Below are 10,525 nucleotides of genomic sequence, written 5' to 3'. Positions count from 1 at the left end.
GAAGTGAAACGATGCATCGCCGATGGTAGTGTGGGGTTTCCCCATGTGAGAGTAGGTCATCGTCAAGATTAAATTCCAAAATCCCTGTCTGCTCACGCAGACGGGGATTTTGTTTTTATAGAAGTCCCAAGTTTTCGCAGGCACGTTTTGATAACGGATCTGCTACCGAATTTCTTGACGACCATAGAGCATTGGAACCACCTGATCCCATCCCGAACTCAGAAGTGAAACGATGCATCGCCGATGGTAGTGTGGGGTTTCCCCATGTGAGAGTAGGTCATCGTCAAGATTGAATTCCGAAACCCCTGTCTGCTCAACGCAGACAGGGGTTTTGTTTTTGCGCCGGGAAAATTTCTGGCGCCGCCTCCTGTCTTCGGACCACCCCTGCGTCCTCTCTCAAAATCCAGGTAACGACAAGCCAGGTCGTACTCCCGTCGGGTTTTAAAAATACAGCTAAGTTTTCCGCAGTCGGTGCCGACAGCCTTATGAGCAATGCGTGCATTCAGTACAGCTATCCCCGCTGGCTGTCTCAAGTGCTACACGGAATTTTGTACCCGCACGCATCCCACCTTTCGGCATAAGAAGTCCATGCAATGAATCTCAAGTTCAGCCATAAAATTCTTCTGGCCGCTTCAGGCGTCGTGGTTCTGGCGTTTGCGTTGTTCACTTTGTACAACGACTATCTGCAGCGAAATACGATCAACCAAAATATCGAGTCGTCGGTGGAGCAGGCTGGCAACCTGACAGCCAGTAGCGTCCAGAATTGGTTGAGCGGTCGTATCCTGGTGCTGGAGAGCCTTGCACAAAGCGTTGCTCACCAGGGCAGCCAGGCTGATTTGCCAGGGTTGGTCGACCAGCCTGCGTTCACCTCTAACTTCCAGTTCACGTACGTTGGTCAAGCTAATGGCGTGTTCACACAGCGACCTGACGCCAAAATGCCAGAGGGCTATGACCCCCGTGAGCGCCCTTGGTACAAACAGGCTGTAAGCGCCGGCAAGACCATGCTCACACCGCCTTATATGGCAGCTGTTGGCGGTTTGATCGTGACCATTGCCATGCCCGTCAAGAAAGACGGTCAACTGCTGGGCGTAGTGGGAGGCGACCTGAGCCTGGACAGTCTGGTTAAAATTATTAACTCGGTGGATTCCGGCGGTTTGGGCTACGCATTTCTGGTGAGCGGTGATGGCCAGGTCATCGTCAGCCCGGACAAAGACCAGGTCATGAAAAACCTGAAGGATATATACCCGTCCAGCAACCTGAAGATCGAGAAGGGCGTTCAAGAGGTGCAACTCAATGGCCAGGAGCGAATCATCTCCTTTACCCCGGTCACAGGCTTGCCCTCTGCAGACTGGTACATCGGCCAGTCGTTGGACAAACAAAAAGCTTACGCCCCTCTGTCTAAGTTCCGCACCTCTGCGTTGATCGCAATGTTTATTGCGGTGGCAGTGATTGCTCTGCTTCTGAGCCTGTTGATCCGGGTCCTGATGCGGCCGCTGACCACCATGGGACGTGCCATGCAGGATATCGCCCAGGGTGAAGGCGATCTGACACGGCGTCTGGTGATTGAAAACAAGGATGAATTTGGCGAGTTGGCCAGTTCATTCAACCAGTTCGTGGAGCGTATTCACGCGTCGATCTCCGAAGTGTCCTCCGCGACCCGTCAGGTCCATGATTTGTCCCAGCGCGTAATGGCATCGTCAAACGCGTCAATCATTGGCTCCGATGAACAAAGCGCGCGCACCAACAGCGTTGCCGCAGCCATCAACGAACTGGGCGCAGCCACCCAGGAAATCGCGCGCAACGCCGCAGATGCTTCGCAGCATGCCAGCGGCGCCAGTGAACAGGCAGATGATGGGCGCAAAGTCGTTGAGCAGACGATTCAGGCCATGACTGAACTTTCCCGGAAGATCAGCCTGTCGTGTGCCCAAATCGAAACCCTGAATGCCAGCACCGACAACATTGGGCACATTCTGGATGTGATCAAAGGGATCTCCCAGCAAACCAACTTGCTGGCCCTTAACGCAGCCATTGAGGCCGCGCGTGCGGGCGAAGCGGGCCGCGGGTTTGCCGTGGTGGCGGATGAAGTACGCAACCTTGCTCACCGCACTCAGGAGTCGGCAGAGGAGATTCATAAAATGATCACCTCGCTGCAAGTGGGTTCCCGCGAAGCGGTCAGCACCATGAATGCCAGCCAGGTATCCAGCGAGGACAGTGTTGAGGTGGCCAACCAGGCCGGCGCGCGTTTGATCAGCGTGACCCAGCGTATCGAAGAAATTGACGGCATGAACCAGTCAGTTGCCGCGGCAACTGAAGAACAGACCGCCGTGGTCGAATCCCTTAACGTGGACATCAACCAGATCAATCTGCTGAACCAGCAGGGTGTGGTCAACCTCAACGAAACCCTTAAAGACTGCGATGCGCTTTCGCAGCAGGCCAGCCGCCTCAAACAGCTGGTCGACAGCTTTAAAATCTGAGGTGCAAGCGCGCGGGGAGCCCTGGTTTCTGCGCGCTGATCAAAGACATATCCACAGCCCTGGCGTTTTGAACGTCAGGGCTGTTTTGGTTTTTGCTTGTCGAGATAGTGGGTAATGGCTTTTACCCCGCGGTGTAGATGAAGCTCCAGCTCTTTGATACACGCCTCGATATCCCGGGCGCGGGCATGACGCAGCAAGGCGCGGTGATCGTCCTGAGACAGCTTGCCCAAATTCATCTGCTCAAGGTTAAAGCGCAGAAAGCGCTCTTCTTCAATCAGCCCTTCATCAATCAGCGCCAGCAGTTTTTTGTTCGGTGCCTTGCAGTAAAGCGCCTGATGAAATTGCCGATTGAGAGTGCCCATCCTGCTCCAGTCGGTTTCCACTTCGAGAGCCTCGATATAACCGGCAGCCACTTCAAAATCTTCCTCACTCAACAACGGCAGTGACAGGCGCAGGGCTTGTGTCTCGAGCAGCAAGCGGAGTTCATAGGTTTCCAGCGCGTCGTCCTCGATCAACGGCGCGACCACTGCCCCTTTGTGCTGCACGGTTTGCAGTAAACCCTGGGCTTCAAGCTGACGCAGCGCTTCGCGAACCGGCATGCGACTGACACCAAACAAAGTCGCCAGGGCCTGTTGCCGAATAGCGGTGCCACAGGGCAACCGGCCATCAAGAATGGCGTTGCGCAAGGACGCTTCAATCACCGACCGGGCCAAATGGGCAGGTATGGGGCCGGCGACTTCGATACTGCTTAAAGGATTATTTTTGACAGCCACGTTGGCACTACCTACGGCAGTTCAGTACGTTAATTTGGATCCAATTAAAAGCTAGGTACTGACCTGATCCTTGTCAAACCTTGTAACAGTTAGTTTAGCGCGACTGCGCGCGAGTGATTTCATCTTGCCACCTTCTTTTCTTGTATCCGGCCCCACCACACAGCTGCCCCTTGCCCTACAATCGCCGGAGATCAAGCTGCCCGAGTGCAGCGTCAATGCGCAGCTGCAGGTGAAGGATGGGCGTACTCAGTAGTAATGGTGTGGACGAAAAAATGCTTCGCGTCCTTGAATCGCCTCACAACCTACTGGCCGGATTGCTTCGTCAGCCATGGGTATGGGCCATTTTGTTACTGGCCTGCGCGATGCGTTTCTATGGGGCTACCGCCTCTGCCATTTGGTGTGATGAAGGCTCAAGTCTGATGCTGAGCGACTACTCGCTCGCGGGCATCTGGTTCCACGCCGCACACGATGTTCATCCACCGTTGTACTTCATGCTGTTGCACGGCTGGATGGCGCTGTTCGGCGACAGTCTGGTTTCGATTCGCGCCCTCAGTGTTTTGCCCGGGGTAGCCACAGTACTGCTGGGGATGTGGCTGGTCCGGCTGATTGCGACCCGCAGGGCTGCGTTGCTGGCCGGCCTGCTTCTGGCGTTGTTGCCGACCGCCGTGCGCTATAGCCAGGAAGTGCGGATGTACTCACTGATGGGGTTATGGCTGATCGCGGCAACGATTGCCCTGGTTTACTGGGTTAAAGCGCCCGACAACAACCGCTATCTGGTTATCTACAGCGTGCTGATGGCTGCCGGCTTTTACACCCATTACTTCACCGCCTTCTGTGTGATTGCCCACTGGTTGTACCTGCTGCTGAGTGGTCGCAGTACCGGCGGGCTGATCAAACGCCCTGCCTGGTGGGTCGCCAACGCCTGCATCATGTTGTTGTTCATGCCCTGGCTTCCGGGGCTGGTAGACCTGCTGCAACACATGGGTGAACTCAAGACCGGGGGCGATGTGGGCTGGGAGCCCGGGGTTGATGCCCGCTCGCTACCGGCCATGACCTGGCAGTTGTTGATTCAGGACGAAGGCGACAGCCTTGCCTGGCCATTGTTCTGGCTGGCACCGCTTGCCCTGCTTGTCGGGGCGGTATGGATGGCGGTGAGGGATGCAACACCCCATAGATTCACCAGGCTGATCGTGATCTACACCCTGCTGCCGATCCTGGCCATTTACGCCATCTCTTTTGCCTCACCGCTGTTCATCGAGCGCTACGTGATGTTTGCTGCCCTGGGCCTGCCGCTGATTGTTGCGATAGCGGTGGATCGCCTGCTCAACCACCGGCGCGCGCTGGCCATCGTATTGCTGACGCTGTTTGCCGGTACCGAGATGGTGGGTTTGCGCAGCAACTTCACCAGCGATGCCGATCATTTCGATCGTCTGGTTGAGCATGTGAATCAGCAGTTTTTGCCGGGTGACCGAATCGTGGTCAGTGACCTGTTCTGGTACTTCAGCTACGTCTATTACAACAAGACCGGGTCTGTGCCCATGCTCTACACACCGCCGCTGGAGGATGGCTCATCGGGGCGTCCGAACAATTACGGTTTTGGTACGCTGGTGAACGCCAATGGCGCGAAAATCTACGTTGATCGCCTGGTGGACTTGCCTGCGGGTACAGGGCGTATCTGGTTAATCAGCAGCAAGGTGCAACCGGACGACTTTGCACCGATTCCACCGGGTTGGCACAAAGCTCAGGACTTAACCGTCGATGACACGCAGGCTCGACTATATTTGACCTGCGCGGGCGCCGAATGCGTCCCGCCTTACCGGAGTCTTTCTGATGCAAGCACCCACCCATAGTCTTCCCTCATTGTTCAAGCAGCTGGGTCTGCCCAACGAGCCAGCAGACATTGAGAAATTTGTCTCTTCGCACTCGCCACTCAAGCCGGATCTGAAGTTGCACGAGGCGTTTTTCTGGACGCCGGCTCAGGCGGCTTTCCTGCGCGATGAAATAAATGAAGACGCCGACTGGGCAGAGGTTGTTGATCAATTGAATCTGATGCTGCGCACAAAACCGGTCACCGGTAAGCAGAATTAACTGGTAACACTTGACTGAGATCATTTGCCCGCGCAATATTAATAGTTAGCAAACTAACTTTATGTGATGCCCCTTGCCTGACACTCTTGATCAACTCCAGATGAGCATCAGCACCGGTATGGTGGTTGCGACTCGCCACTGGCGTCGCGTCTGCCAGAACACGCTGGTCAATTACGGAATTTCCGAAGCCTGCGCCATGCCGTTGCTGATTATCGGCCGTCTGGGAGAAGGCGCACGCCAAGTCACCGTGGCCCAGGCCGCCGGTATGGAAAGCCCGTCGCTGGTGCGCTTGCTCGATCAGATGTGCAAGGCCGGTTACGTGCTGCGTCATGAAGACGCCAGCGATCGCCGGGCCAAAACCCTCAGCCTGACTGACACCGGGCGCTCCCTGGTGCAGTCGATTGAAGCGCAGCTTGTACAACTCAGGCGTACAGCGCTGGCGGGGGTCTCAGTGGCAGATCAGGAAGCCGCATTACGCGTCATCAAGGCCTTCGAAGCTGCCGGCCAATTGCCTGATGGAGCCGCTTCTTGAACGGTTTTTTCAGCAGCATGCCGCCCGCCCGCGACTGGTTCTATGGCGTGCGCACCTTTGCCGCCTCGATGATCGCGCTGTACATCGCCCTGTGGATGGAAATGCCCCGACCATATTGGGCAATGGCCACGGTCTACATCGTCTCCAGCCCCTTCGTCGGCCCCACCAGTTCCAAAGCCGTGTACCGCGCCCTGGGCACGCTACTGGGTGCTTCGGCGGCGGTATTTTTTGTACCCATGTTTGTACAAACCCCGTTTTTGCTGGTGCTGGTGGTCGCGCTCTGGACCGGCATCCTGTTGTTCCTGTCGCTGCACCTGCGCACGGCCAACAGTTACATCTTCATGCTCGCGGGCTACACCATGCCCATGATCGCCTTGCCGATCGTGGACAACCCGCTCAACGTATTCGACATCGCTGTCTCGCGCACCGAAGAAATCCTCCTCGGGATTGTCTGTGCGGCCGTGGTGGGCAGCATGTTCTGGCCCCGGCGGCTGGCCCCGGTGTTTGTTGATTCCGCCGCCAAGTGGTTTGGCGACGCCGCCAGCTACAGCAAGCATTTTCTGGCCCGCGACGTAGAGCCGAGTAAAGCCAGCGGCCTGCGCTCATCTATGGTGGCAACCTTCAACAGCCTGGAGTTGATGATCGGTCAATTGCCCCACGAAGGTGCGTTGCCGCAGACCGTGCGCAACACCAAAGAACTGCGCGGGCGCATGATCAACCTGCTGCCGGTGGTCGACGCGCTGGATGACGCGCTGTATGCCCTGGAGCGGCGTACCCCCGAGCTGGTGGACAAAATAGCGCCCTTGCTGGCGAAAAGCCGGGACTGGCTCGAAAGCACTCGCGAAGGCGCTCCTGTCGAGGCCTGGAAGGCTCTGCGCCATGAACTGGAACTCTTGCAGCCCAGTGCCGAAGCGCTGGATGAGCGACGCCAGCTGGTGTTCTCCAATGCGCTCTACCGGCTGGGCGAGTGGATTGATTTGTGGCAAGACTGCCGCAGCCTGCAACAGGCGATTGCAACGGGCAGTCAGGATATCTGGCGCGCGGTTTACCGGCATTGGCGCCTGGGCCGGCTGACACCGTTTCTGGATCGGGGCCTGATGCTTTACTCCGCATTTTCCACGGTGACGGCAATTGTTGTCGCCTCGGTGTTGTGGATCTTGCTCGGCTGGACGGACGGCGCCAGCGCGGTGATTCTGGCGGCCGTGGCCTGCAGTTTTTTTGCCGCGATGGACGACCCGGCGCCGCAGATCTACCGGTTCTTTTTCTGGACCTCGCTGTCGGTACTGTTCGCCAGCCTGTACCTGTTTGTGATCCTGCCTAACCTGCACGATTTCCCGATGCTGGTCCTGGCGTTCGCCGTGCCCTTTATCTGTGTCGGTACGCTGACGGTACAACCGCGCTTTTACCTGGGGACCTTGCTGACCATCGTCAACACGGCCTCATTCATCAGCATTCAGGGGGCCTACGACGCAGACTTCATGGTGTTCATCAACGCCAACCTGGCCGGTCCCATCGGCCTGCTCTTTGCTTTCGTCTGGACCCTTATCGCCCGCCCCTTTGGCGCCGAACTGGCGGCTAAACGCCTGACGCGTTTCAGCTGGCGCGATATCGTCACGCTGACCCGGCCCGCAACCCTGGCCGAGCACCGGCACATGGGCGCGCAAATGCTTGATCGGCTGATGCAGCACCTGCCGCGTCTGGCGATGACCGGCCAGGACACAGGCAGCGCCCTGCGTGACTTGCGAGTGGCGCTCAACCTCCTGGATTTGCTGGCCTACTCACCCCGGGTCACCGGCGAGCGGCAACGCCTGCTGGGCCAGGTAGTCAGCGAGGTGGGGGAGTACTTCAGCGCTTGCCTCAAGGCCGGTGAACGCCTGCCAATGCCCAATGGTCTGCAAATGACCCTGGACCGCACCCGCCGTGCGCTTAACGCCCGCGAAATGCAGGACGAGGGCGAGGCCCGGGTGCACTTGCTCCACGCCTTGAGCGGTTTGCGCCTGGCCCTATTACCGGGTGTGGAGTTCATCGTTGATGAGCACGACCTGCCACAGTCCCATGCCCATGGCATTGACGGAGCGCCGCTATGATCGGTGACGTAGATATCAGCGGGGTGTTTCTGCCCACGCTCCTGGTGCTGATGGGCATCACTTACATATTGTTTTTGCTGGTTCACGCGCTCCTGACGCGTATGCACTTTTACCGCCTGGTCTGGCACCGGGCTTTATTCAACGTCGGTCTCTACGCTTTGCTACTCGGCGTTGTGGATTCGTTTAGTCGATATCTAATGACATGAAAAAACCTCTATTGACCTTGGGCCGTGTCGTTCTCACCTTGTTGGTGGTGGCGTTCGCCTGCGTCGTGGTCTGGCGCATGACCATGTATTACATGTTTGCCCCCTGGACGCGCGATGGCCACATTCGCGCCGACGTGGTGCAGATTGCCCCCGATGTGTCGGGCCTGATCAAGCAGGTGGATGTGCGTGACAACCAGCCCGTCACCCGTGATCAGGTGCTGTTCATCATCGATCAGGAGCGTTTCCGTCTGGCCTTGCGCCAGGCCCAGGCAGTGGTTGCCGATCGCAAGGAGACGCTGGCCCAGGCCCAGCGCGAAAGCAAACGCAACCGCGGGCTGGGCAATCTGGTAGCCCGCGAGCTGCTTGAAGAAAGCCAGTCCCGGGAACTGCGTGCGCAGTCAGCCCTGACTGAAGCCGAAGTCGCCGTGGACAGCGCGCAGCTCAATCTGGATCGCACCGTCGTGCGCAGCCCGGTTGATGGCTACGTCAACGACCGCGCTCCCCGGGTCAATGAGTTCGTCACGGCCGGCAAGCCCGTGCTGTCGATTGTCGACAGCAGCTCGTTCCATATCGACGGCTATTTTGAAGAAACCAAACTGGACGGCATCCATGTCGGTCAGAGCGTCGAGATCCGCGTGATCGGCGACAATGCACGCTTGCGTGGCCATGTCGAAAGCATCGTGGCCGGTATTGAAGACCGCGACCGCACCAGCGGCCAGAACCTGCTGCCCAACGTCAACCCGGCATTCAGCTGGGTGCGGCTGGCGCAGCGGATTCCGGTACGCATCGTGTTTGATGATGTGCCAGCCGATTTCCGCATGATCGCCGGGCGTACCGCGACCGTTTCGATCGTCGCGGACAAGGTCAAAGACAAACCGGCGCAGGAGACTGCGCAATGAAAGCGGTCCACCTGGCAGCCCTGGGGCTGGGCTTGCTGCTGTCCGGCTGCCAGATGCTGGGGCCGGATTACCACCTGCCCAAGGACTCGGCCATGCAGCGTCCTGATTTGCAGGGCGAGCTGGCGGGTGAGGGCGCGAATGTGGTGTCGGCGCCTGTACCGGCCGACTGGTGGAAACTGTATCAGGACCCGAGACTTGACGAGCTGGTGCGCCAGGCCATGGCTTCCAATACGGATCTGCGCGTGGCGGCGGCCAACCTGTCGCGGGCGCGGGCTCAAGTTGAACAGGCGCAGTCTGCGGGTGGCTGGAGCGGTTCGGCGAAGGCTGGCGCCCAGCGTCTTCAGGAGTCCGGTGAAGCCTTCCTGCTGACGGACAAGGTCCCGGTAGCCAACGTCGGTGACCTTGGCCTCAGCACCTCGTATCAGTTCGACCTGTGGGGCACGTTGCAACGCGGTATCGAAGCGGCGCAGGCCAATGCCGATGCAACCCAGGCGGCAGCCGATACCGCACGTATCACAGTGGTGGCCGACGTGGTGCGCGCCTATACGCAAGTTTGCGCGGCCAATGAAGAACGGCATATCGCCGAAGAGTCGTTGCAGTTGCAATCGCAGAGTACCCAGCTGACGCAGCGTCTGCGCGATGCGGGCCGGGGCGACGAAACCCAGGTAACGCGTTCCGAAACTCAATTCAGATCATTACGCGCCGAACTCCCGCGCTACCAGGCGCTGCGTCAGGCAGGGTTGTTTCGCCTGTCGATGCTCATTGCCAAACCCCTCGACCAACTGCCCGCCGGCGTTGCCGATTGCGCAGAGCTGCCACACATCGCCCAACTGCTGCCCGTGGGCGACGGCGCAGCGCTGCTAAAGCGTCGGCCAGACGTACGTCAGGCCGAACGTCATCTGGCTAGCGCCACGGCCGAGATCGGTGTAGCCACCGGTTCGCTGTATCCGGACATCAGTATCGGCGCGACCGTGGGTACCGTGGGCCTGCTGGAAAACCTCGGCACGGCACCGACCAACCGCTGGGGCTTTGGCCCGTTGCTGAGCTGGACCATCCCGACCAACGGTTCGCGGGCCCGTATTCGTGAAGCCGAGGCGGTGACCCAGGGCGCGCTGGCCAGGTTTGACGGCGTGGTGCTTAACGCCATTCGTGAGACCCAGACCAGTCTCGTGCAATACACCGCCTTGCTCCAGCGTCGGGATGCCCTGGCCCTGGCAGGCGATTCGGCTAAAACGGCTGCCGAGCAAACGCACCAGTTCTTCCTCGCCGGGCGTGAATCGTTTCTTGCAGACCTGCAAGCCACCCGCACTTACACCGACGTGAAAGCGCAACTGGCCACCGCCAACACCCAGGTTGCCATGAGCCAGATCGACTTGTTTCTGGCCCTCGGTGGCGGCTGGGAAAATGCACAGGCGAAAGCCCCGGAGCACGCTAAACCCTGACAGGGTTGCTATGCTTTGAAGGGT

Annotated in this window: 9 protein-coding genes, 1 rRNA gene and 1 pseudogene; 10 read left to right on the top strand and 1 reads right to left on the bottom strand. The window is 58.6% G+C overall.

Annotation, left to right across the window (positions count from 1 at the left end):
* The first annotated feature begins 173 nt into the window (after positions 1–173).
* From rrf to FEZ21_RS22840, 3 genes and pseudogenes are all read left to right on the top strand, one after another.
* Positions 174–289 (top strand): 5S ribosomal RNA (gene rrf / locus FEZ21_RS03075).
* Positions 290–593: 304 nt separating this feature from the next.
* Positions 594–1,619, top strand: a pseudogene (locus FEZ21_RS22845) (cache domain-containing protein); the annotation flags it as partial.
* Between the two features lie 69 nt (positions 1,620–1,688).
* The gene (locus FEZ21_RS22840) at positions 1,689–2,474 is read left to right on the top strand and encodes a methyl-accepting chemotaxis protein (RefSeq protein ID WP_369826399.1); all 786 of its coding nucleotides are present in this window, start codon (positions 1,689–1,691) and stop codon (positions 2,472–2,474) included.
* Positions 2,475–2,548: 74 nt separating this feature from the next.
* Here the strand turns inward: FEZ21_RS22840 and FEZ21_RS03065 are convergent, their stop codons facing one another.
* Complete coding sequence (locus tag FEZ21_RS03065) at positions 2,549–3,247, bottom strand: GntR family transcriptional regulator (protein ID WP_003438179.1); 699 nt, start codon at positions 3,245–3,247, stop codon at positions 2,549–2,551.
* Positions 3,248–3,483: 236 nt separating this feature from the next.
* On the opposite strand from FEZ21_RS03065, the gene FEZ21_RS03060 reads away from it, so the two are divergent.
* The 7 genes from FEZ21_RS03060 (at position 3,484) to FEZ21_RS03030 (ending at position 10,501) form a co-directional block, all read left to right on the top strand.
* Entirely contained in the window at positions 3,484–5,097 is a 1,614-nt protein-coding gene (locus FEZ21_RS03060) for a glycosyltransferase family 39 protein (RefSeq protein ID WP_160626429.1), read from the top strand.
* On the top strand, positions 5,078–5,335 hold the full coding sequence (locus tag FEZ21_RS03055; protein WP_003438182.1) for a DUF2789 domain-containing protein: 258 nt from the start codon (positions 5,078–5,080) through the stop codon (positions 5,333–5,335). The genes FEZ21_RS03060 and FEZ21_RS03055 overlap by 20 nt, the downstream gene beginning before the upstream one ends.
* 100 nt (positions 5,336–5,435) lie before the next feature.
* Complete coding sequence (locus FEZ21_RS03050; RefSeq protein WP_003438183.1) at positions 5,436–5,867, top strand: MarR family winged helix-turn-helix transcriptional regulator; 432 nt, start codon at positions 5,436–5,438, stop codon at positions 5,865–5,867.
* Positions 5,864–7,954: an FUSC family protein gene (locus tag FEZ21_RS03045; protein ID WP_003438184.1), complete on the top strand. Its 2,091-nt coding sequence runs from the start codon at positions 5,864–5,866 to the stop codon at positions 7,952–7,954. Before FEZ21_RS03050 ends, FEZ21_RS03045 begins: the two co-directional genes overlap by 4 nt.
* Positions 7,951–8,160, top strand: a complete 210-nt coding sequence (locus FEZ21_RS03040) for a DUF1656 domain-containing protein (RefSeq protein ID WP_003438187.1) — start codon at positions 7,951–7,953, stop codon at positions 8,158–8,160. Before FEZ21_RS03045 ends, FEZ21_RS03040 begins: the two co-directional genes overlap by 4 nt.
* Positions 8,157–9,059 carry an efflux RND transporter periplasmic adaptor subunit gene (locus FEZ21_RS03035; RefSeq protein WP_003438189.1) on the top strand — a complete coding sequence of 301 codons (903 nt, stop codon included), beginning with the start codon at positions 8,157–8,159 and terminating at the stop codon, positions 9,057–9,059. The genes FEZ21_RS03040 and FEZ21_RS03035 overlap by 4 nt, the downstream gene beginning before the upstream one ends.
* On the top strand, positions 9,056–10,501 hold the full coding sequence (locus FEZ21_RS03030; RefSeq protein ID WP_003438190.1) for an efflux transporter outer membrane subunit: 1,446 nt from the start codon (positions 9,056–9,058) through the stop codon (positions 10,499–10,501). Before FEZ21_RS03035 ends, FEZ21_RS03030 begins: the two co-directional genes overlap by 4 nt.
* Positions 10,502–10,525: the final 24 nt, after the last annotated feature.

Origin of the sequence: Pseudomonas sp. 9.1(2019) (genome assembly GCF_009910445.1) — a bacterium.
In the GTDB taxonomy this organism is placed as follows: domain Bacteria; phylum Pseudomonadota; class Gammaproteobacteria; order Pseudomonadales; family Pseudomonadaceae; genus Aquipseudomonas; species Aquipseudomonas paraversuta.
Note: the sequence above shows the minus strand (reverse complement) of the source record. Positions and strands in the feature narration are given on the sequence as shown.

What these genes read in the sequence shown, in the direction of transcription:
- FEZ21_RS22840 (WP_369826399.1), top strand. Translation starts at nt 1,689, where the DNA reads ATGGCATCGTCAAACGCGTCAATCATTGGCTCCGATGAACAAAGCGCG.
- FEZ21_RS03060 (WP_160626429.1), top strand. Translation starts at nt 3,484, where the DNA reads ATGGGCGTACTCAGTAGTAATGGTGTGGACGAAAAAATGCTTCGCGTC.
- FEZ21_RS03055 (WP_003438182.1), top strand. Translation starts at nt 5,078, where the DNA reads ATGCAAGCACCCACCCATAGTCTTCCCTCATTGTTCAAGCAGCTGGGT.
- FEZ21_RS03050 (WP_003438183.1), top strand. Translation starts at nt 5,436, where the DNA reads ATGAGCATCAGCACCGGTATGGTGGTTGCGACTCGCCACTGGCGTCGC.
- FEZ21_RS03040 (WP_003438187.1), top strand. Translation starts at nt 7,951, where the DNA reads ATGATCGGTGACGTAGATATCAGCGGGGTGTTTCTGCCCACGCTCCTG.
- FEZ21_RS03035 (WP_003438189.1), top strand. Translation starts at nt 8,157, where the DNA reads ATGAAAAAACCTCTATTGACCTTGGGCCGTGTCGTTCTCACCTTGTTG.
- FEZ21_RS03030 (WP_003438190.1), top strand. Translation starts at nt 9,056, where the DNA reads ATGAAAGCGGTCCACCTGGCAGCCCTGGGGCTGGGCTTGCTGCTGTCC.